The following is a 19,903-nucleotide window of genomic DNA, read 5'->3' on the forward strand; positions in this document are numbered from 1 at the left end:
GCGGATCGGCGCGGGCTTGTCCCGCGTCGATCCGATCCGCCGTCACCCACGCGGAACTTCCCTTCGGGGGGCCGCTCAGCCCAGCGACATTCGGCCAGAGCCGGGAGCCAGGGCGCCGACCTCGACCTCATCCGTGGCCAGGACCACCTGGCCGGGCAGCACGATATCGACCGGGCTCTCGCCCCAATTGATCGCCACATGCACGACATCGTCGCCCGCGCGGCGCGTATAGAAGAGGACGCCATCCTCGGCGCGCAGATCCTCCAGCGCGCCCCGGCGCAGCGCTTCCCGTTCCCGGCGCAAGGCCAGCAGCCGACGGTAGAAGGCGAGCATGGAGGCCGGATCGTTGGTCTGGTTCTCCACGATCCGCGCGGGATCGAGATCCATGGGCAGCCAGGGGTCAACCTCGGAGAAGCCGCCATGGCGCGCGTCCTCCCACGCGATCGGGGTGCGCACCGGATCACGGCCAAGGCCATGGCCCGGCACGTTTTTCTCCCACGGATCCTGCACGCGGTCCGGCGGGATCGGCACGTTCTCCATGCCCAGCTCTTCGCCCTGATAGATGGTGGGCGTGCCGCGCAAGCTCAGCAGCATCAGCGCCGCGGCGCGTGCCCGCTCGGGTCCGATCCGGCTCGCGATGCGCGAGCGGTCGTGGTTGCCCAGCACCCAGTTGGGCCAGGCGCCCTCGGGCAGGGCGGCCTCGTATTCCCCGATGAGCGTGGCGAGGTTCTCCGCCTCCCACTCGGTCTCGATCAGCATGAAGTTGAACGGTTGCTGAAATGCATCGAGCGCATCGCCGTAATACTTCATGACTTGCTCTGTCTCGCCGTAGGCCTCCCCCACCAGAAGGCGGGGCGGGTCGTATTCCTCGGCCACGGCGCGCATTTCGCGGGCGATGTCGAAGATTTCCGGCTGGTGCTTCGTATTGGTGCCAAGATGGCTGCGCGCGGGCCCCATGCTTTCGACCCATTCCGGGTTGGGCGGGTTGTCGCCCGCTTCGGGGTTCGGAACCATGTTCTCGACTGCATCCACGCGGAAGCCGTCCACACCCCGGTCGAACCAGGTCCGCATGACGTCGTACATCGCGGCGCGCAGCTCGGGATTGTGCCAGTTGAGGCTGGGCTGCTCGGTCAGGAAGATATGCATGTAATACTGACCCGTGGCCTCGTGGAAGGTCCAGGCGGGGCCTGCAAATTCGCTGATCCAGTTGGTGGGCGGGCTGCCATCGGGCTTCGGGTCGCGCCAGACATACCAGTCGCGCTTGGGGCTGTCCTTCGATGCGCAAGCCTCGATGAACCAGGGATGCTGGTCCGAGGTGTGGCTCGGCACAAAATCCAGAAGCACCTTCAGGCCGCGCGCCTCGGCTGCTGCGATCAGGCTTTCGAAATCCTCGAGCGTGCCGAAGGTCGGATCGATGCCGGTATAGTCGGACACGTCATAGCCCGCGTCCTTCATGGGCGAGGGGAAGATCGGTGAAATCCAAGCCGCATCGACGCCCAGATCGACGAGGTGATCGAGCCGCGCCTCGATGCCACGCAGATCGCCCACGCCATCGCCATTCGTATCCTGGAAGCTGCGGGGATAGATCTGATAGATGACGCCGTCTTTCCACCATTCGGACATGGGGTCGCTCCTGTTGTCTCTGGCCCGATGCTCTGGGGCCGTTCGCGCTAACATGAGGCGCCATGCTGCAGGTGCAAGGTGAAAGCGGGAGATTGGCTTAAAATCGCACTGCCGCAGGCCGGGATTTCGCGGGAGCCGCAGGGCAGGCGCCCCAGCCCGTGCGTCCCGCCCCGGACATGCGGCCCCGGTGCACAGAGTGTCAGCCGGAAGGCTTATCGCCGAACACATCCTCGAAGCTGCGCCGCAGCGCCACATCCACGTCGTCCATCGTCACGGGCAATCCGAGATCGACCAGGCTGGTGACGCCGTAATCGGTGATGCCGCAGGGCACGATACCGTCGAAATGGCTCAGATCCGGCTCGACGTTGATCGACACACCGTGAAAGCTCACCCAGCGGCGCAGGCGGATGCCGATGGCGGCGATCTTGTCTTCCGCCATGGCGCCCGTGGCGAGACGAGGCCGGTCAGGCCGCTCGATCCAGACGCCCACGCGCCCCTCCCGGATATGTCCGGTCAGTCCGAACTCGCCGAGGGCCGCAATCACCCAGGCCTCGAGATCGCCCACGAAGCGCCGCACATCGCGCCCCCTGCGGCTGACATCGAGCATGGTATAGGCCACCCGCTGTCCCGGCCCGTGATAGGTGTATTGCCCGCCGCGCTTGGTGACATGCACCGGGAATCGGTCGGGATCCTTGAGATCCGCGCGCTGCGCCGATGTGCCCGCCGTGTAGAGCGGCGGATGCTCCACCAGCCAGATCAGCTCATCCGCCGTGCCTTCCGCAATGGCCGCCGCGCGGTCTTCCATGACCTGCACGGCCTCCGCGTAATCGGTCAATCCGTCCGAGATGCGCCATTCCACCATGGTCGCCTCCTTGCCGTGTCCTGCCGCTCTTACCCTGACGCGCGGGGTGAGGAAAGTCGCCGTTTTCAACCTGTTCTGCGGGGGAAAAGCCGTCCGGCCCGTACTGATTTCAGGCGACGAAAAAAATCGCGACATTCCCCCTTCACAAGCTGAAAAGCGTCCTCTATACGCACGCCACCAAGCCTCAGACAGTGCGGTCGTGGCGGAATTGGTAGACGCGCAGCGTTGAGGTCGCTGTGGGGTAACTCCCGTGGAAGTTCGAGTCTTCTCGACCGCACCATTCACCTAAAAATCAAGGACTTGCTCTCCCATCTGTAAGGGAGAAAAAGACCTGTGACCCGTACACTTCCCAAAGGTATCTTCAAGCGTAACGGCGTGTACGCTGTGCGTTTCAGCGTTCCAACCGAGGCTCAGTCCGTGGTTGGAAAGAAGGAGATCGTCCGATCACTCGGCACTCGGGACCTAGGTGAAGCCCTAGCCAGAAGCCCTGAGGTCCTCTCGGATATCAGAGAGAATTTGTTCAGCGCCAAGGTAGAGAAGCCTCAAGTGCACTGTAGGGTGTCCTCAGGTTCGACCGTGAGGGAGACAGCCCATCGCTGGCTGAGCGAAAGTGACGGAATTAATAACTCCACCCGCGCTCGCTATCGAAGCATCCTCGCGCGGTTCGAGGAATACTCGGGAAACTGTGATGTGTCCCAGATTAAGCGTGAGATGGCTTTGGGCTTCATGGACCATCTCAGGGCAACTCCCTCTCCCAAGACAGGGCAACCGCTCTCGCATCGAAGCCTGTCCATCCATCAAATCTGCCTCGCCTCCTACTGGCGCGTCCTAGAGCACTGGGGGCTTGTCGATGGTGACATGAAGAACCCGTTCTCTTCTCTCCTTCGTCGCCTTGCAGGGCAGAAGAAGAAGACAGACCCGAGGAAGAAGAACCTGCGTCCGGTGACCCGTGAAGAGGCCGAAGCCTTGTTGGCCTTCATCGAACGTAACCAACGCCTCAAGTATCAGTTCGAGATGAGCGTGACCGTAAGGTTACTTTGGGTGACCGCCTGTCGCCTCGGGGAGATCGCAGGGCTTTCTCTGGGCAACATTGACGACCGGGGCGACCATATCCGGCTGAACATCACGGGAGCCAAGACAGAGGCCGGGAACCGGAAGGTGATGGTCGTCGGGCAGGATGATTGTGAGTTACTCCGAGCAGCAATCCGCCGCGCTCAGGTGACCGAGCCAGCTTGTCCCGATAATCGCGGTCTACTGTTCCCGAGGCTGCTCAGAGGCGGATACGACAGGACGCCGGGGCATTATCTCGGGAAGGCGTTGGAGAACGCTAGGAAGACCTTGGACATGCAATCGGGTGAGTGGGACATGCATTCCTTTCGTAGGACCGGGGTTTCCGCGCTGGTCAACGCCGGGGTTGCCAAGGAAGCGCGGAACCTTGCGGTGGGCCACTCGAACAAGGACGATATTGGCATGTCAGTCTATGCAAAGCGGGGCGACCTGAGCGAGGTCATAAAGGCGACCTTTGAGGCGCTCTACGGTGAACTTGGGGGGAGCCTGTAATGCTGAGCGTAGGCAGTCTCACCCCGGCACAAGCAATCCATGAGCGTATCTGTCTTCTGTATCTAATGCTCACGGATAACCGCAGTGAACTTCTGGTCACCGACTGGGGCATAGAGACAGGGTGGGGTCTGAACCGTCTTCATACCTCGGAATGCCCTGAGGGACGCGAGGGATTGTTCAAGCAGCTTGCGGATGCTCTGTGGGCCTATGAGGAAATCACAGGGCGGGAGGATCATCCTGTGGGTGAGAAGTTGGACGATATCGATTTCTAAGCTGTTGTGTCCGTATCCACTGTTGACCTGATGGCTGGCGTAACGCACAGCAAGTCATGATTGTGAATCCCTTACTACACGGAGATGATTTTGAGTTATCTAGAGTATCCTGCGCGTACGCATAAACAACTCTATGTTGGACTTGAGGAAAACTCAGGGGATAACGAACGAACACGAAGCCGATTAATAGCGGTCTTCATTTCTTTTTCCGAGAACAGGACTCATAAAGTAGCGAAAAATATTGAGGCTGAAATTGGTATTTATCCAGGCTCACTTAGAGTTGCGAGTGACGTTCGGAAGTTCATGAGATCATTGGAGTGGGGAGATTTTCTCGACGTTCTAGGTGAACTGTATCATACGATTAAGGCGGAGATTGTTGTTGGACCCCGTGGAGATGTAGCTAGACGAGAATTGGGTCAATATTTAGCTATGGTGAATCGTGTATTCGGGGAGCAGAAAGCGCGACTGGTCTTAAAGAATGATGGGATAATACACCCGAAGTATGATATGGCATTTGATCAGCAGAGGATGGCGCTGATACGAGGATTAGATTTAGATTCGTATGAGGCTGCGCGTTTGCATGTTGAGGCTTGTGAGGCGGCGCTTCTGAAGGACCCGGTAGATGGTTCTCAGGCAATTCGTAGTATTTTCCTCGCATCAGAGAATATCTTCAAGCAATTGGGCCGAAAACCACGCTTGGGGGTTGGAGAGGCAAGGGATTTATTATCGCCGATACTTGAAAATATGTATCCAGAAAAAACTAATGGCCTTAGGGCTTCCCTACGTATCCTGAAAAGCTTTGGGGAATGGATCGATGCGGCCCATTTTTACCGCCACGAAGAGGGTAAGCCTGAACCTTCCCAGCCAACCGAAGAACTTGGTCTCCTTCTCGTAACCCAAGGGTTTTCATTCACACGATGGTTGGTCGATATCCACCAGTTTCAAATTCATAACGCCCAGTTTTCTGGAGAAAATTCGTAGAGGTATATCGTAGTCTCGCGATACCCCCTCCCCCCGTACCCCCTAGGGAAACCCAAGGTAGACCCTAGGAATATCTCACGCGACCTAGCCTAACCATTTGCTTCTCTCGCTGCCGACACGAAAACGCTTGGGCTCTAGCTGGTTCGATCATAGTTACTCGCAGTGAACGCAGGGATAACAGTAGGTTAGCGCGGGGAGCGTTAGGGTTCTGTACGGGTTTCGCTCGGTCATCCGTTAAACCACACCATATGGAGATAACACACACGCTACTGTCTTGGGACTTGCTCTCTTGAGGCCCGGAAAGCCCGGCTAAACACGTGTTATCCATTAAACCCCTCCATATGGAGATACACGCCTCGTCCTGCCCGATGGTGCCCGAGGTGGACAACCGCTCACCAGCGTCCCTTACAGCGAGGCTGTGGAGCATCTCGGACAAGAGTTCGAGGAAGGTGTTCAGACACATGACATTTGCGACATTTCCGGTAAGGGCGGAAGCTGCGGCATCTGATCGACACAAGACAAGGAAGGGGGGCTTTAGGGCCTCCCTTTTTGTCGTTTTTAATTATGTCTGCATATGGAGATAACACACACGCTACCGTTCTAGGCGTTGCCCTGCCTAGCTGCTGAAAGTCCAGCAAAATAGGGGCAAAATTTAAACCCCCTCATCTGGAGATACACGCGCGTCAGACTCACCCAAGGTCCCCTGCGTTTTCTCAGGCGTCCTCACGTATTTTCTCCCGACTACCCAGACCATTTTCAGTCGCTTCAAGCGGCCCCAAACTCATTCCCTCAAGTTAATGCCGCGCACGACAGTGCGTAGTTAAGAGGTTTTTCATCATGTCCATGTACGAAGCCAGCTTGCTCACAACCGATCCCAAGACCGGAGCAACTCATCTCGACCGATTGTTCACTATGCCAGCCAGAAGCGCCGCCCACGTTAAGGCCAGGGTGGAGGCTCTAGGTCTGTCTAAGACCAACTCTGAATTGCTCGTTTACCGTTTCTGAGCGTCCATACTTTTGAAAGTGAATATCCAGCATTGAAATACGAAGTTATCGAGCCGGACGCGGGGAGTTCTGTTTCTCCGCCAACGCAATTAATTTGCCCGAATTGCGGTATCCTATTCATCTACCGAAGCAATAAGACTTACTGCTCACCTCGCTGCCGCGATGCTGCAAAGAAGCGCAAGGCTAGACGTAAGACACCCGTTAACGCTAGCTACAGTTACGCCAAAGACAGACAGCAACACGAGAAGTTTGAACTCGCTGAGCGCATGGCTGAACGGCTTTATTCAATACCTCCTGCGCTCCGACTCGGGTATCTCGAAACCGTCATCAGGCTGGCCCGTGATGGTCACAGCCCAATGGTGCGCGATATTCTAACCACCCCTCAGTTGATCCGCCCCAACCCAAAAAACCGCTATTTATTCTACCGGGGTCGTCCCTCTGTCTACTGCACGATTGCCCAAGCCGCTAATCGCTATACCGTTTGGTCTCCTTGGAGCGCCACTATTGATCGTGTCGTTCGAGGTTTGATCCCTGAGCCGTCAACTGGGCTTGTCTCGGATGACGGTACCGTCGATGACGCTGGTCCGGGGTTCAAGGCTTGTACCCACCTGCAATTACCAAAACCGGGGACACCCCTTCTATAGACAGCATGGTCTGGTCTCAGGTCAAAACCGGGGACACCCCCTCTATAGAACCGACAGACGAAACCTTGTCATCACCAAGGTGAAGACGAAGGTACAATCGTTGGCACCGCCGAGAAGACCGAGTGCCACAATAGGCCAGACCAAAGGCCCAACTCCTATCATCAATTTCTGATGACCATCCAACTACAACGAAAGCATTCAAATGATGAATAAAACCGACCAACTACTACGCCCAGAGAACCTAGATTTCCTCAGGGCTTGCTTCGATGCAACCAAGATCGACAAAGGCCTCCTCTACTGGAAAGAGCGCCCCCGTCACCACTTCAAATCGAAGCGTAATCAGACCAACTTCAACAACCAATACGCGGGAACTCTTGTCGGCAAGAATCCTTGTCTTAAAATGCCACATATTATCCTCGGGGTAACTCATCCTGACTTAGGTCCGGTCCGAGTGATGCTTCATCGCCTTATCTGGCTTCTCAAATATGAAGAAGCCCCGCCCAAATTGATTGACCACATTAATCGTATCCCCTTCGATAATCGTCCCAGTAATCTCAAAGCGGCAACACCTCGGGAGAACATGGAAAACCGAATGTATAGCACGGGCTGCACCAGCTACGGCGATATTCAGAAAACGGAGGAAGGGAATTTCCGTGTCTCGTTCTTCTCGTCCAAGGGGGAGCCAGAGTTCAACCTAGAGTTCTCCAGTGAACTGTTAGCGACTACGGCAATCAATTACCTCTCGTTCCTCTACGATAGGCGCTACGATGTAGCGGACGGGTCGGGCTGTGGTTCATAGGTCTCAGACTGGCCTTCCGAAATCCAAGCGCCAAGGGAAAGACTCAAGACAACGCGAGAAGCGTTCCATTGAAGTTCGGCAAGCCAAGAGAGCAAACAAAGCGGAGGTCTGTGCGGTCTCGGGATGCGCTATTCATCGACATGATTTGTACCCCTACTGCTACAGCCATGCTCAGCGATATCGGCGCTTCGGTCACCCCACCAATGAAATACCAAAACTGGCGGACCTGAGGGCACTAGAGGAAGCCCTAAAGCAGTGGCTGGATACCGACCTCCTGACCAATGACCACCAGCGACAAGCCTTCAAGGCCGCTTGGGGTTCAGGGCAAAGGAAGATACGACACCATGCCTCCTACGCTCTCCCGTTCTATCGCCTCGAAGGCGTCTCAGGGTACACCCAGAAGGCCAAAGGCTGGATTATCCTGTCACATTACTTCCACCGCCAAGGGCACTCTCTGTCCGACGCTATGTTGCGCTACATGGCCATCAGACTGTGGGCAGAGTTCAAATGGAAGATGCCCGAGGGAAGCCGCAAAGGCTTCACCAAGGAACGGGATCAATTCGTAAATACCTTGGCAGGGCGTTTCGTTCTGGCGAACTCGGGGTTCACCAAGACCACCACCGAGGAAAAGGTGATCGCTTGGGAGCGCCCTTGGTACATCTCGGAGAACCCGAGGGACAATCTCTCTCAACCCATTACCGAGACAATCACGAAGACCAAACAGCTAGACCTCTGGCGGTCTGCCACTCTTGTACGCGCAATCGGAGACGAACTCCGCTTGGCAGTAAAACACGCAATGGGGAGCGATTGGCTCTCCGACTATCGCCTTCTCGTAAAGGCCACCGAGGCCCTCGGTCTCCCGCTAGGCGGAGACAGCCTCACCAAACATTTTCAGAAAGAACATTAATCAATGACCAACGCAATCGACGCCAACGGCAACGCCGTTCCTACCTACTCCGACGATCTCACCGAAGGTAATGATCTCGGGTTCACCGCGCGGGACTACTCGGCAGAGAAGGTCGCCAAGGGACACTACTCCGTTGCGAATACGTATCTCTCGGATGAGGAAACCAACAACAATCCTGAGGTTGTCATTCGAGACGGTTCACGCCAGCACTCTAACGGCGAATACCTTCCGGGCGATCTCGTAGTGATTGAAGGCATGGAGGTCGCATACGATCAGGCTGTGTCCCTCGGGTTAATCAAGGGACAGACCCTGAGCAATCCCTCGGACGACTTCCTGTCTGACGCCGAGAATGCCCGAGCCGAACTTCAAGAGGCCCAGCAGGACAACCGCCATGAAGCCGCTCAGTTACTCGAAGCGCAACTTGAGGTCGCAGTAGGCGAGGGCAATGCTGATGCCGCCTTGTCGGCCTTCCAGAATGATATCGTGTACAACGGTGAACTTGGGGCAGAGACATTTGCGTTCGCCCAGGACAAGCTGGGTATGTCGGAAGCTTCGGTTCGCCAGAGGTACGCTGACATGGAAGAGGCAGGGTCCCAAGTCCTGTCCGATTTTATGGCGGTAGGCGACGAATACGGTGAAGCGCGTATGGACTTCCTCGCAGACAAGGCTTGGAACGGGACTCAGCAAGAGCAAGCGATTGTTCGCAACCTCTGGTTCATGGCCGCGACGGGGAAGCTGACCCAGAAAGACGCTGCTGAGGCTTACAGCTACCTCTACTCGCCCTACGGTCAGAAGGCGTAACCCGCATGGCTCAACGCAAGACCACGAAGATCGAAGCGCCCAGAGACCTCAATGCTACCCGAGAGGACCTAGAGAAACTCAATGGCCTTCTCATCCGCGCTTTGATCGCAAAGCTTGAGAACAACGAAGCTTCGGCAACTGACATTGGCAATGCTGTCAAAGTCGTCACGGCGAACCGAGTACAACCTGTTGAACCCGAGGGACCCCATGCGTTCGCCGGAGTAATCCCGGCTGACCAACTGGACTTCCCGGTAGACGTAGGCTGACCCGCAACGCCTTCGGAGGGGAGGGGGACAAACGCTCTCCTTCCTCGACCATCATCATTTTTTAAGGATCATATATGAGCGAATTTCTTATGGACCCTGAGGGCCACGGAGAGGACTCCTCAGAGCCTCTTGAGGTTACGGAGGTGCCGACACGAAAGAAAGCCCAGCCTGCACTCAGTGACTCTCTCCGGGCCGCTGTGAGCCAGCCCAGCCCGATCATTCTTGGATCAGCTTTATTTGACGAAGCGGCCAAGGCTTACCTGAGACGCCACGAGAGCAGGAATGAGGCAGACCGGATGGGCCATTTGTTTGTAGAGGTCGATGGCAGAATGCGCTTCCTCTATCGTGATCGCGAGGCCCGTGCTTGGCATCTCTTCCAAGACCTGAACGGCCTGTGCTTCCCCTGCGTCAAAACTGATGCCGAAAAGCGTTCTCTAAAAGACGGCTTCCGGCGTGGATGGGAGAGCGGAGAACTGGCTTTCCTTGCTTCGGTCAAGTCCGAGGAACTCGAAGACTACCGACAACGCTTGGCAGGGGGCTCGGAGGCTCACCCTGACATGTAAGGGTTGACAGGTGATTCACCCTTACACTACCGATGCTACTCGAACCACCACCGAGGGTAAGTCTAAGGTTGGTTAGGTGAAATGGTCGGCTCTACGTAAGGCGTTGAAAACCAAGCCTCAGACAGTGCGGTCGTGGCGGAATTGGTAGACGCGCAGCGTTGAGGTCGCTGTGGGGTAACTCCCGTGGAAGTTCGAGTCTTCTCGACCGCACCATTCACTCCCAAAAGAGACGACGCGGCCCGTGCGGCCGTTCACCTAGACGCCCGGCAAATTGATGCCATGCGTGTCGTGGATGCTGCAGACGTCGCGCGCAAATCGCTGAAGCCGCATGAAAAAACCGCCGAAGCTGGGCTCCGGCGGCCTTGGATACGTGCCTGCTCTACGCGCTTATTCGCGATTGCCGAACAGCTGCAGCAGGAACATGAACATGTTGATGAAGTCGAGATACAGGCGGAGCGCGCCCATGATCGCCGACTTGCCAAGCCATTCCTGATCGGCGTGGCGGGCATGCTCGATATACTCGTTCTTGATCGACTGCGTATCATACGCGGTCAGACCCGCGAAGATCAGCACGCCGAGGATCGAGATCGCGAACATGATCGCCGGGCTCTGCAGGAAGATGTTGACGATCGACGCCACAACAAGGCCGATCACACCCATCATCAGGAAGGTGCCCCAGCCGGACAGATCCTTCTTCGTGGTGTAGCCGAAGAGCGACAGGCCCGCGAAGGAGATCGAGGTCACGAGGAAGACCTGCGCGATCGAAATGCCGGTGAAGGCGACGAAGATCCAGGACAGCGACAGACCCATCACGGCGGCGAAGACGTAGAAGAATGTCTGCGCGCCAGCCGCGGACAGCCGGTTGATCGCGGCGCCGAAGGCGAACACCATGATGAGGGGCGCGAACATGACGATCCAGCCCAGGATATTGGGTTGGAGCGTGGCAGGGTCGCGGAAGATACCCAGCAATTGCGGGCTGGAGCCAACGGCCCAGGCCACAAGGAAGGTCAGGAACATGCCCACGGACATCGTGCCGTAGACCTTGTTCATATGGGCGCGCAGGCCCTCATCGATCTGAGCCGAACGCGCGCCGGCGGCGGCGCCGGTTCGAACGGTTCTGTATTCAGCCATTCTTTCCTCCGAAATCAATCCACCCCGGCGACCTGCCGGAAACTGTGAGAAATATCGGCGCTCCTACCGAGCTTTTCAAGAATATCCGGCGCTTTTGACCGAAACATTCGGTCGCATGCCTGTCGGGTCAGCCCTGCCAGTGATCGGGGGCATCCCAGGCCGGGCGCGCGGCTTCGATCCGTGCGTCTTCGGCGCTAACGCCGATATCCTGCAGCAAATGTGCGTCGAGCGCGCCCAAGGCCCGACGCTGGCTGTGCAGCCGTACCATGCGGGCAAAGCGCGCTCGGAGCGATTGGCGATGGCGGGGCAGGGGAAATGCGAGATCCATGAGGGACATGATGTGACCTTTCAGTATCTGTGATGCTTTGGCTGTCTGCCTTCTTGATGGGTGATAGATAGGCTACATATGAATATTTGAAAAATGAATGATTATAGGGTATCGCATCACAGGTTGTGATGAATGGGGTCCGCATGCGTAATCTCGATCTGACAACTCTGCGCTCGTTTGCAGCCGTCGCCGATAATGGCGGGGTGACGAGCGCGGCGCGCATGCTGAATTTGACGCAGTCCGCCGTGTCCATGCAGATCAAGCGTCTTGAGGATCTTCTGGGCCTGACGCTTCTGGAACGCGCCGGTCGTGGAGTGGCCTTGACCGCCTCCGGGGAGCAGCTTCTCGGCTATGCTCGGCGGATGATCGCGCTCAATGACGAGGTCTACGCGCTTCTGACGCATGATGCTCTTGAGGGGGAGATCACGCTCGGTGTGCCCGAGGATATCCTCTACCCCGTCGTGCCGCGTGCCATGAAGGCGTTTGCCGCAAGTTTCCCGCGTATGCGCGTGCAATTGCTGACCTTTTCAACTTTCAATCTGAAGGAGAAATATGCCGCTGGTGAGATCGACATCATCCTGACGACGGAAGAGGAGGCGCAGGGCGAGACGCTCAGCGAAGCCCCGCTGCGCTGGTATGGTGCGCCGGACGGGACTGCCTGGCGGCAAAGGCCGCTGCCATACGCGCAGGCACGGATCTGCGCCTTCCGGGCCGCTGTCATCCGGCATCTCGATGCCGAAAATATCCCGTGGTTTCAGGTCATTGATACCGATAGCGACCGCTCGATCGAGGCCACGGTATCGGCCGATCTCGGTGTCATGGCGCTCATTGAGGGGCATGCGCCGCCGCAGCTGGAAGAAATCGATACCGGCGGTGCGCTGCCCGATCTCGGTACGACGAAGATCAACCTCTATGCCGCGCGTTCGACCACCGGACCAGCTGCAGCGCTCGTCGATCTGCTGCGTACAGGGTTTGCGGCGATCTAGTCCGCCTTGCGCTTCGGGATGCGAAGGGCCCGCGCGCGCATACGCTCGTAATAGGGAAGTGCAGCCTCCGCGATCCGATCATAGGGGGCCTCCAGCTTCGGCAAGGGGCGTTCGGATCCATGGAACCCCGTCGAGGCGTGAACCGACGCATACCACACCGGTGCCCAGACCCCGTCGAACGGTTTCGGACCTGCGGGCCAAGAGGTCATGGAATTGCGGTATTCGATCCCGAGTGCTGCGCAAAGCGCGCGCAAAGCTGCTTCAGGATCGGCCAGTATGTCACTGGAATCGATGACAATCGGCGCGGTATCGCCAAGCTTGGCCGCATCTTGGTAAAGGCTTTCCTGTTGCACAAAACCGATATCGTCGAGGCCCGCCGCCTCATATTTCGCGGCGAAGCTCGCCAGCACGCGCGCCGGATGCCGGATCAGGAAAACATGCGTGGCCTTTTCCATCCAATCGCGGGGCATCTCCGCGATCATGTGCTGGCACATATGTTTTTGATAAAACAACGGCTTGTCGTTCGCCCCTGAAGCGCATCTGCGGGCCACATCTGCGGGATCGCGCAGGCCTGCATCCATGATCTCGGCCCGCATCGGATGGTCCAGACCGGTACGATCAAGATACGCCGCGTAGAAGGGCTCGTCCCAGACCGTACAATCCCCGCGCGCCGCAAACGCGTACATCAGCGCGGTCGAAAGGTTGCGCGGGCCGGACCACATCGCGAGGTTCATGCGCTCACCCGCTGCATATAGGCGGCCCGAATGCGTTTGGTCAGCGGGCCAAGCTCGCCATCTCCGATGCGGCGTCCATCGATCTCGGAAACCGGTGTCTGCGCCCCGAAAGAGCCGGTCAGGAACGCCTCCTCCGCGCTGTAAGTCTCTGTCAGGGAGAAGTTTTTCTCGAAGACCGGGATGCCTTCCGTACGACAGATATCGATCACCTGGCCCCTTGTGATACCGTTCATGCAATAATCCCCGGTGGAGGTCCAAACCTCGCCCTTTCGCACGATGAAGAAGTTGCAGGCATTCGTCGTATTCACGAACCCGTGCACGTCCAGCATCAAGGCTTCATCCGCCCCGGCCTTTTCGGCCGCGATGCAGGCGAGGATGCAGTTCAGCTTTGAATGGGAATTGAGCTTGGGATCCTGGCTCATCGGCAGCCCCCTGATATGCGGCACGGTTGCCAGCCGGATCGGACGCGCGATTTGGGGCTTCGAATGCTCCATGATGATCGCGATGGTCGGGCCTGAGCGGGACAGGCCGGGGTGCTGGAACGGCCGGGTTTTGACCCCGCGCGTTACCATTAATCGTGCATGAGCATCGGTCTGCATCCCATTGGCTGTCCGGGTTTTTTCCAACGCATCCACGATGTCCTCCGCGCTCAGGCCGATGTCGAGATCGATCGCCTTGGCTGCCTCGAAGAGCCGCGCGATATGGGCGTCGAGAAACGCCCATTTCCCGTTATAGAGGCGCAGGCCCTCCCAGATGCCGTCCCCCAACATGAAGCCGGAATCATAGATCGAAACGGTCGCCTCCGCCCGCGGCACCAATTTCCCGTTGAGCCAGAGCTGAACCGTCTCGTTGCGCGCATCCTCTTCCGCGGCATGGGTAAAGGTTGCGTCGGTCATGGCCGCTGTCTCCTTGCAATGATCATACGCGGGCGCGGATTGCCCGCATCTGACGCGCCTTTCCGGTCAGGCATTAGGAAAGACGCAACGTTTCGCCCTTACGACACGAAGTGGGCTCAAGGACAGGGAGGGCGCGACAATGTGGATATCTCTGCACGTCCTGTGCGTCCTGCGGATTGTCATCGGGTCGTTTCGGGCCTTGTGCCGTGATTGGAACCCGTCACTTGATCTCGATCACGACCTTGCCGGTCGATTTCCGGGTCCGCATCAATTCCAACCCGTGGGCCGCCTCCGACAAGGGCAGGACGTGGCTGACATGCGGCTTGAGGTGCCCCTCAGTGTACCAATCCATCAGCGTCGACAGGCTTTTGGTGATGATGTCTGGGCGAAAGGCCAGGTAGCCACCCCAATAAAGGCCCATGACAGACAGGTTCTTCACCAGAAGATGGTTCGCCTTGATCTCGGGAATATCCCCCGACGCAAAACCGATCGGCAGGAGCCGCGCTTCGGGATTGCAGGCCCGGAAAGCGGCCTTGAATTGATCGCCCCCAACGGGGTCATAGACCACATCCGCCCCGCCAAGCGCCTTGACCTCGGCCCTGAGATCGGCGGTTTCGGCATCGATCAGGTGGTCGGCCCCCGCGCGTTCAGCAACGGCCAGCTTGTCGGCCCCGCGGGCGCAGGCGATGACGGTGGCACCCATCAGCTTTCCGATTTCGACCGCGGTAAGGCCCACGCCGCCTGCCGCGCCCAGAACCAGAAGCGTTTCGCCCGGTTGAAGCCGCGCGCGATGGTCCAGCGCCACATGGCTTGTGCCATAGGCAATCTGGAAAGCGGCGGCATCGACCGCACTCATCGCGTCCGGCAATCGCACGGCGCGCTGCGCATCGAAGACACCGTATTCGGCAAGCCCGCCCCGACCACCAAAGACGGCAACGCGGTCGCCGGGCGCCAGATGCGAGACGCCGCTTCCGACCATGTCAACAACGCCCGCAACCTCCATCCCCAGAACGAAGGGCAGGGCGGGCGTGTCCTGATACGTGCCCTTCACCATCAGGAGGTCAGCAAAGTTCAGCCCGCAGGCCTCGATCCTGACGCGAATGTCTCCCGATCCGGGTTCTGGCCGCGCGATTTCGGCTTCTTGCGGCGGTGCATCATGGGTTTCGACAAGAAGCGCGCGCATGGTTCGGTCCTCGGATTTGTGATGGCGTTGTTGTTGCCCGCCGTTCACCTTTGCGTCAAGCACACCGAAATAAAGCGATTAAACCGCGCGCCTTTGCAAAAATTCCGTAGTTTACGGAGGGGAAGGCGGTTCGTGACAGGCGTTCTTGCATCTTGTAACAGAAGGGGCTTTCGCTGTACCTTCCCGGAAGAAAATTGCTGGGCAGATCACCGCCTGTGTGAGGTACGAGTAGTCCGGTCGGCTGTGCCGCAACAATCAGCCTGCTTGGGTCGGATTGTAAAGCACCCGACAATGAATAAGGGAAAGAGGGTATGACACATCCCGTCGACGTCCATGTGGGAAAGCGAATCCGCCATCGCAGATGGCTCGTCGGCATGACGCAGCAGCAGCTCGCGGAAAAGGTCGGAATCAAGTTTCAGCAAATCCAGAAATACGAAACCGGTGCGAACCGTGTCTCCGCGTCCCGGCTTTGGGATATCGCCGATGCGCTTGACGTCCCGGTCAGCTGCTTCTTTGAAGGCATCGACGAGACCGAAGAGAAATCAGAAGATGCCGCGCCGAACACGAAAGTTCCCGCCGATATCCTCGGTGACAAGGAAGCGCTGGACCTCGTGCGGTCCTACTATGCCATTCCAGAAAACCAGCGGCGTCGCTTGTTTGAACTGGCACGGGTCCTGTCGGACGTCGCCTGAGGCGCAAGGTGCTGACACCTGCACCGTGCCCTTCAATAAAATTCTACCGCGAGGCCCCCACGCGATACCGCGCGGCTACAGCCGTCTCACGCGTGTCGACCTCCAGGGCTGCGCAGCATGACGCCACCCAACTCCGAAATCGGTCAATCCCGGATCCAGGACACAGCGGACGCGCTAGCGGATGCCGCCCGCGCAGCGGTCTTGCCGCTCTTCCGGTCAGCGGGATTGGCAACCGATAACAAACTGGCAGACGGCTTCGATCCCGTCACCGAGGCCGACCGCGCCGCGGAACGCGCGATGCGCGAGATCCTCGCAGACCGCCATCCTGACGATGGGATCCTTGGCGAGGAATATGGGCACGCGCCGGGCCGGAGTGGTCGCACATGGGTGCTCGATCCCATTGACGGGACCCGCGGCTTCCTTTGCGGCACGCCGACCTGGGGCGTTTTGATCGCGCTCTCGTCCGCAGATCGCGTCCTCTATGGGGTCATCGACCAGCCTTTCACCAAAGAACGGTTCTGCGGTGGCCTCGGTCGGGCGGATGTGAGCGGGCCGCAGGGACGCCACAAACTGCGCGTGCGCCAGACCACCGATCTTGCCGATGCTCGCCTGATGACGACCTTTCCCGAAATCGGCATGCCTGCGGAGCGCACAGCCTTCGAGCGGGTCGCGACGCGGACCAAACTCACCCGTTACGGGATGGATTGCTACGCCTACGCACTTCTGGCGACGGGTCAGATTGACCTCGTCATAGAGGCCGGTTTGAATGCCTATGACATCCAGGCGCCCATCGGCGTGATCGAAGCGGCGGGTGGCATTGTCACGAACTGGGACGGCGGACCGGCGCTCCATGGCGGCACGGTTCTGGCCGCGGCGACGCCCGAGTTGCACCGCGCAGCGCAAACCCTGCTGATGGGGTAGGTCATGGGCGAATGGCTCCTGCGCAATCCCGATCACATCCTGACGATGGACGATCAGAAATCTGAACGCACGGGCCAGGATATCCGCATTCGCGATGGCGTCATTGCCGAAATCGGTCCAGATCTCCGGACATCAGGCGAGATTGTCGATGCGGCGGGCTGCGTTATCACACCGGGTCTCGTGAACACGCATCATCACCTGTACCAAAGCTTGACCCGGGCTGTTCCCGGCGCGCAGGATGCGCTGCTTTTCGGATGGTTGCAGAAGCTCTATCCCATTTGGGCACACATGGGGCCCGAGGACATGCGCATCTCGGCGCTCACGGGATTGGCGGAACTGGCGCTGTCGGGATGTACGCTCACCTCCGACCATCTCTACCTGTTTCCGAACGGGGCGCGGCTCGACGATACGATCGACGCGGCGCGCGAGATCGGCCTGCGGTTTCATCCAACGCGGGGGGCGATGTCCATCGGGCAAAGCGCGGGCGGGCTGCCGCCGGACAGCCTTGTGGAGGCCGAGACGGCAATTCTCGAGGATACCATCCGGGTGATCGACCGCTTCCATGATCCCGAACCGGGCGCGATGATCCGAGTGGGGGTCGCCCCCTGTTCGCCTTTCTCGGTCAGCCGCGAATTGATGCGAGACGCCGCACTGCTCGCGCGGGACAAGGGCGTAATGCTGCACACGCACCTGGCTGAAAACGACGAGGATGTGTCTTACAGCCTTGCCACCTTCGGCTGCCGTCCCGGCCAATATGCGGAGGATCTGGGATGGACCGGACCGGATGTCTGGCACGCGCATTGCGTGAAGCTCGATGCGGGCGAGATTGATCTCTTTGCCCGCACGCGCACCGGTATCGCCCATTGTCCCTGTTCGAATTGTCGCCTCGGATCCGGCATCGCGCCGGTCCGGGCCATGCGGGACGCGGGCGTCCGGGTCGGGCTCGGCGTGGATGGGTCGGCCTCGAACGATGCGGGCAACCTCGTCTCCGAGGCGCGGATGGCGATGCTGTTGCAGCGTGTCTCGAAAGGTGCGGATGCGATGAGCGCGCGGGAGGCGCTCTGGATCGCGACGCGCGGGGGGGCGGAGGTGCTGGGCCGAGAGGATTGCGGCCGCATCGCGGTCGGTGCCCGCGCCGATATCGCGGTCTGGGATGTTTCGGGCATCGAGGCTGCGGGCAGTTGGGACCCGGCCGCCTTGCTTCTGGCCGGTCCGACCCGCGTGCGCGATCTCTTCGTGGAAGGACGTCAGATCGTGCGGGGCGGGCAGATCACCACCATCGACCTCGCCGCCACCATCACCGAGCAGAACCGCCGCGCGCGCCGCCTTGCCGAAACGCTCTAGACGCGGCGCCCACCGACCCAGACATCGCGCACGGCCCGGTCATCGCCCATCATGATGGTTGCGAAGACCTCTTCCCAGGCATCTTCGGCCCGATCTGCTCGCTGCGCGATGGCAGGCGTGGAGGCGAGGTCGAGGACCGTCAGATCCGCCTCGGCGCCCTCCGCGATCGTCCCGATCACACCGGTCATGCCGAGGGTGTCCGCCGATCCCGCGGTGGCGAGCCACAGAAGCTCGGCCGCATGAAGTGCGCGGCCGCGCAGCTGTCCGATCTCGTAGGCCGCGGCCATGGTGCGCAGCATCGAAAAAGATGATCCGCCGCCTGTATCGGTGGCCAGTCCCACGCGCAGACCGCGCGCGACAAGCCCCGCCATGTCGAACAATCCCGATCCGATGAACGTGTTGGAGGTCGGGCAATGGATGAGCGCCGCGCCAACCTCAGCCAGCCGGTCCACCTCCCGCGGTTCAAGATGGATGGCATGGCCGTAGAGCCCGCCGGGCCCGAGCAGACCGAATTGCTCATAGGTATCGAGGTAATCGCGCGCCCCGGGATAGAGCGTGCGGACCCAGGCGATTTCATCGGTCTGTTCGGACAGATGGGTCTGCATCAGGCAGTCGGGATGTGCGGCCCAAAGCGCTCCGAGCGCCTCCAGCTGCTCCGGCGAGGAGGTGGGCGAGAAGCGCGGCGTGATGACGTAGGAGGCCCGACCAACCCCGTGCCAACGCGCAAGCAGGGCCGCACTGTCATCCAAAGCGCTTTGAGCGGTGTCGCAAAGCGCTTCGGGTGCGTTTCGGTCCATGCAGGTCTTGCCCGCGAACACCCGTTGTCCCCGCGCGGCGGCCGCCTCGAAAAAGGCATCGACCGAAGCGGGATGCGATGTGCAATAGCTCGAGACGGTGGTCGTGCCCGCGGCCAGCGTCAGGTCGAGATAGCTGTCGGCCACCGCCCGGGCATAGGCCGGATCGCCAAACCGCATCTCCTCGGGGAAGGTATATGTCTCAAGCCAGTCGATCAGCCGCTTGCCCCAGCTCGCGATGATGCGGGTCTGCGGGTAATGCACATGCGGATCGACGAAGCCGGGGCAGATCAGGTCGGAGCCGTAGCGCGTCTCGGCGGCCTGCGGATGGGTGCTGCGCAACGCACCTGCCGGGCCGAGTGCAGCGACCTTGCCGCCTTCGATCAGAACCGCCCAATCGGGCTCGATCCGCGCGGCGCCGGGCCCCTCCGTCATGGGCGCGCCGTCCCAGATCAACACCCGACCGCTTATCAAGGTTTGTTCGTTCATTCCGGCCTGCCTCATGCTCGTGCGTGCCGGACCCTACGCGCCCCGGCTGCGGGGGTAAATTGTCGATCCGCCCTGTTGCTTTTCCGGGCGCTGTCCTAGTCTCCGGCCAAATCCGCAAAAGG

20 protein-coding genes and 2 tRNA genes are annotated in these 19,903 nt (G+C 59.4%); 14 read left to right on the plus strand and 8 right to left on the minus strand.

The window, feature by feature from the left end; all coding sequences use genetic code 11:
• Positions 1-75 precede the first annotated feature (75 nt).
• Together FIV09_RS05495 and lipB are read right to left on the minus strand one after the other, a co-directional pair.
• Complete coding sequence (locus FIV09_RS05495) at positions 76-1,623, minus strand: alpha-amylase family glycosyl hydrolase (RefSeq protein ID WP_152449053.1); 1,548 nt, start codon at positions 1,621-1,623, stop codon at positions 76-78.
• A 199-nt stretch (positions 1,624-1,822) separates the two neighbouring features.
• The gene (gene lipB, locus FIV09_RS05500; RefSeq protein WP_152449054.1) at positions 1,823-2,485 is read right to left on the minus strand and encodes a lipoyl(octanoyl) transferase LipB; all 663 of its coding nucleotides are present in this window, start codon (positions 2,483-2,485) and stop codon (positions 1,823-1,825) included.
• A gap of 193 nt (positions 2,486-2,678) precedes the next feature.
• On the opposite strand from lipB, the gene FIV09_RS05505 reads away from it, so the two are divergent.
• The 10 genes from FIV09_RS05505 to FIV09_RS05550 all read left to right on the plus strand — a co-directional run bounded on the left by FIV09_RS05505 (position 2,679) and on the right by FIV09_RS05550 (position 10,496).
• Positions 2,679-2,765: transfer RNA gene (locus tag FIV09_RS05505), tRNA-Leu, on the plus strand.
• A 53-nt stretch (positions 2,766-2,818) separates the two neighbouring features.
• On the plus strand, positions 2,819-4,045 hold the full coding sequence (locus FIV09_RS05510) for a site-specific integrase (RefSeq protein WP_152449055.1): 1,227 nt from the start codon (positions 2,819-2,821) through the stop codon (positions 4,043-4,045).
• On the plus strand, positions 4,045-4,317 hold the full coding sequence (locus FIV09_RS05515; protein ID WP_216646964.1) for a hypothetical protein: 273 nt from the start codon (positions 4,045-4,047) through the stop codon (positions 4,315-4,317). Before FIV09_RS05510 ends, FIV09_RS05515 begins: the two co-directional genes overlap by 1 nt.
• A 90-nt stretch (positions 4,318-4,407) precedes the next feature.
• Positions 4,408-5,298 (plus strand): hypothetical protein, encoded by an 891-nt coding sequence (locus FIV09_RS05520; RefSeq protein ID WP_152449057.1) that lies wholly within the window; start codon positions 4,408-4,410, stop codon positions 5,296-5,298.
• 1,854 nt (positions 5,299-7,152) lie between these two features.
• Positions 7,153-7,746, plus strand: coding sequence for an HNH endonuclease signature motif containing protein (locus FIV09_RS05525; protein WP_216646965.1), 594 nt, complete (start codon positions 7,153-7,155; stop codon positions 7,744-7,746).
• A gap of 478 nt (positions 7,747-8,224) precedes the next feature.
• Positions 8,225-8,653: a hypothetical protein gene (locus tag FIV09_RS05530; RefSeq protein WP_152449059.1), complete on the plus strand. Its 429-nt coding sequence runs from the start codon at positions 8,225-8,227 to the stop codon at positions 8,651-8,653.
• A gap of 3 nt (positions 8,654-8,656) precedes the next feature.
• Positions 8,657-9,454, plus strand: a complete 798-nt coding sequence (locus tag FIV09_RS05535; protein ID WP_152449060.1) for a hypothetical protein — start codon at positions 8,657-8,659, stop codon at positions 9,452-9,454.
• A gap of 5 nt (positions 9,455-9,459) precedes the next feature.
• Complete coding sequence (locus FIV09_RS05540; protein ID WP_152449061.1) at positions 9,460-9,720, plus strand: hypothetical protein; 261 nt, start codon at positions 9,460-9,462, stop codon at positions 9,718-9,720.
• Between the two features lie 74 nt (positions 9,721-9,794).
• Positions 9,795-10,283: a hypothetical protein gene (locus FIV09_RS05545; protein ID WP_152449062.1), complete on the plus strand. Its 489-nt coding sequence runs from the start codon at positions 9,795-9,797 to the stop codon at positions 10,281-10,283.
• A gap of 126 nt (positions 10,284-10,409) precedes the next feature.
• Positions 10,410-10,496 (plus strand) — tRNA-Leu (locus FIV09_RS05550).
• Positions 10,497-10,670: 174 nt separating this feature from the next.
• Here FIV09_RS05550 and FIV09_RS05555 read toward each other — a convergent pair.
• Together FIV09_RS05555 and FIV09_RS05560 are read right to left on the minus strand one after the other, a co-directional pair.
• Positions 10,671-11,414: a Bax inhibitor-1/YccA family protein gene (locus FIV09_RS05555; RefSeq protein WP_152449063.1), complete on the minus strand. Its 744-nt coding sequence runs from the start codon at positions 11,412-11,414 to the stop codon at positions 10,671-10,673.
• 127 nt (positions 11,415-11,541) lie between these two features.
• Positions 11,542-11,751 carry a DUF1127 domain-containing protein gene (locus FIV09_RS05560; RefSeq protein ID WP_152449064.1) on the minus strand — a complete coding sequence of 70 codons (210 nt, stop codon included), beginning with the start codon at positions 11,749-11,751 and terminating at the stop codon, positions 11,542-11,544.
• Between the two features lie 134 nt (positions 11,752-11,885).
• Here FIV09_RS05560 and FIV09_RS05565 point away from each other — a divergent pair, with 134 nt between their 5' ends.
• Complete coding sequence (locus FIV09_RS05565; protein WP_152449065.1) at positions 11,886-12,728, plus strand: LysR family transcriptional regulator; 843 nt, start codon at positions 11,886-11,888, stop codon at positions 12,726-12,728.
• Here FIV09_RS05565 and FIV09_RS05570 read toward each other — a convergent pair.
• The 3 genes from FIV09_RS05570 to FIV09_RS05580 all read right to left on the minus strand — a co-directional run bounded on the left by FIV09_RS05570 (position 12,725) and on the right by FIV09_RS05580 (position 15,541).
• Positions 12,725-13,462: an HAD family hydrolase gene (locus FIV09_RS05570; RefSeq protein WP_152449066.1), complete on the minus strand. Its 738-nt coding sequence runs from the start codon at positions 13,460-13,462 to the stop codon at positions 12,725-12,727. The genes FIV09_RS05565 and FIV09_RS05570 overlap by 4 nt on opposite strands.
• Entirely contained in the window at positions 13,459-14,358 is a 900-nt protein-coding gene (locus tag FIV09_RS05575; RefSeq protein ID WP_152449067.1) for a D-amino acid aminotransferase, read from the minus strand. Before FIV09_RS05575 ends, FIV09_RS05570 begins: the two co-directional genes overlap by 4 nt.
• 220 nt (positions 14,359-14,578) lie before the next feature.
• The gene (locus tag FIV09_RS05580; RefSeq protein WP_152449068.1) at positions 14,579-15,541 is read right to left on the minus strand and encodes an NADPH:quinone oxidoreductase family protein; all 963 of its coding nucleotides are present in this window, start codon (positions 15,539-15,541) and stop codon (positions 14,579-14,581) included.
• A gap of 311 nt (positions 15,542-15,852) precedes the next feature.
• On the opposite strand from FIV09_RS05580, the gene FIV09_RS05585 reads away from it, so the two are divergent.
• The 3 genes from FIV09_RS05585 (at position 15,853) to FIV09_RS05595 (ending at position 18,498) form a co-directional block, all read left to right on the plus strand.
• Positions 15,853-16,233 carry a helix-turn-helix domain-containing protein gene (locus FIV09_RS05585; protein WP_152449069.1) on the plus strand — a complete coding sequence of 127 codons (381 nt, stop codon included), beginning with the start codon at positions 15,853-15,855 and terminating at the stop codon, positions 16,231-16,233.
• A 117-nt stretch (positions 16,234-16,350) separates the two neighbouring features.
• Entirely contained in the window at positions 16,351-17,154 is an 804-nt protein-coding gene (hisN, locus tag FIV09_RS05590; RefSeq protein WP_152449070.1) for a histidinol-phosphatase, read from the plus strand.
• Positions 17,155-17,157: 3 nt separating this feature from the next.
• Positions 17,158-18,498, plus strand: a complete 1,341-nt coding sequence (locus FIV09_RS05595; RefSeq protein WP_152449071.1) for an 8-oxoguanine deaminase — start codon at positions 17,158-17,160, stop codon at positions 18,496-18,498.
• On the opposite strand, the gene guaD is transcribed toward FIV09_RS05595, so the two are convergent.
• Positions 18,495-19,781 carry a guanine deaminase gene (guaD, locus tag FIV09_RS05600; RefSeq protein ID WP_152449072.1) on the minus strand — a complete coding sequence of 429 codons (1,287 nt, stop codon included), beginning with the start codon at positions 19,779-19,781 and terminating at the stop codon, positions 18,495-18,497. The two genes, FIV09_RS05595 and guaD, sit on opposite strands and share 4 nt — an antisense overlap.
• Positions 19,782-19,903 lie beyond the last annotated feature (122 nt).

It is taken from the genome of Roseivivax sp. THAF197b (assembly GCF_009363255.1).
GTDB lineage: Bacteria > Pseudomonadota > Alphaproteobacteria > Rhodobacterales > Rhodobacteraceae > Roseivivax.

What these genes read in the sequence shown, in the direction of transcription:
- FIV09_RS05495 (WP_152449053.1), bottom strand. Translation starts at nt 1,623, where the DNA reads ATGTCCGAATGGTGGAAAGACGGCGTCATCTATCAGATCTATCCCCGC.
- lipB (WP_152449054.1), bottom strand. Translation starts at nt 2,485, where the DNA reads ATGGTGGAATGGCGCATCTCGGACGGATTGACCGATTACGCGGAGGCC.
- FIV09_RS05595 (WP_152449071.1), top strand. Translation starts at nt 17,158, where the DNA reads ATGGGCGAATGGCTCCTGCGCAATCCCGATCACATCCTGACGATGGAC.
- FIV09_RS05570 (WP_152449066.1), bottom strand. Translation starts at nt 13,462, where the DNA reads ATGAACCTCGCGATGTGGTCCGGCCCGCGCAACCTTTCGACCGCGCTG.
- FIV09_RS05525 (WP_216646965.1), top strand. Translation starts at nt 7,153, where the DNA reads ATGAATAAAACCGACCAACTACTACGCCCAGAGAACCTAGATTTCCTC.
- FIV09_RS05585 (WP_152449069.1), top strand. Translation starts at nt 15,853, where the DNA reads ATGACACATCCCGTCGACGTCCATGTGGGAAAGCGAATCCGCCATCGC.
- FIV09_RS05535 (WP_152449060.1), top strand. Translation starts at nt 8,657, where the DNA reads ATGACCAACGCAATCGACGCCAACGGCAACGCCGTTCCTACCTACTCC.
- FIV09_RS05580 (WP_152449068.1), bottom strand. Translation starts at nt 15,541, where the DNA reads ATGCGCGCGCTTCTTGTCGAAACCCATGATGCACCGCCGCAAGAAGCC.
- FIV09_RS05540 (WP_152449061.1), top strand. Translation starts at nt 9,460, where the DNA reads ATGGCTCAACGCAAGACCACGAAGATCGAAGCGCCCAGAGACCTCAAT.
- guaD (WP_152449072.1), bottom strand. Translation starts at nt 19,781, where the DNA reads ATGAACGAACAAACCTTGATAAGCGGTCGGGTGTTGATCTGGGACGGC.
- FIV09_RS05565 (WP_152449065.1), top strand. Translation starts at nt 11,886, where the DNA reads ATGCGTAATCTCGATCTGACAACTCTGCGCTCGTTTGCAGCCGTCGCC.
- FIV09_RS05530 (WP_152449059.1), top strand. Translation starts at nt 8,225, where the DNA reads ATGGCCATCAGACTGTGGGCAGAGTTCAAATGGAAGATGCCCGAGGGA.
- FIV09_RS05575 (WP_152449067.1), bottom strand. Translation starts at nt 14,358, where the DNA reads ATGACCGACGCAACCTTTACCCATGCCGCGGAAGAGGATGCGCGCAAC.
- FIV09_RS05515 (WP_216646964.1), top strand. Translation starts at nt 4,045, where the DNA reads ATGCTGAGCGTAGGCAGTCTCACCCCGGCACAAGCAATCCATGAGCGT.
- hisN (WP_152449070.1), top strand. Translation starts at nt 16,351, where the DNA reads ATGACGCCACCCAACTCCGAAATCGGTCAATCCCGGATCCAGGACACA.
- FIV09_RS05555 (WP_152449063.1), bottom strand. Translation starts at nt 11,414, where the DNA reads ATGGCTGAATACAGAACCGTTCGAACCGGCGCCGCCGCCGGCGCGCGT.
- FIV09_RS05545 (WP_152449062.1), top strand. Translation starts at nt 9,795, where the DNA reads ATGAGCGAATTTCTTATGGACCCTGAGGGCCACGGAGAGGACTCCTCA.
- FIV09_RS05560 (WP_152449064.1), bottom strand. Translation starts at nt 11,751, where the DNA reads ATGTCCCTCATGGATCTCGCATTTCCCCTGCCCCGCCATCGCCAATCG.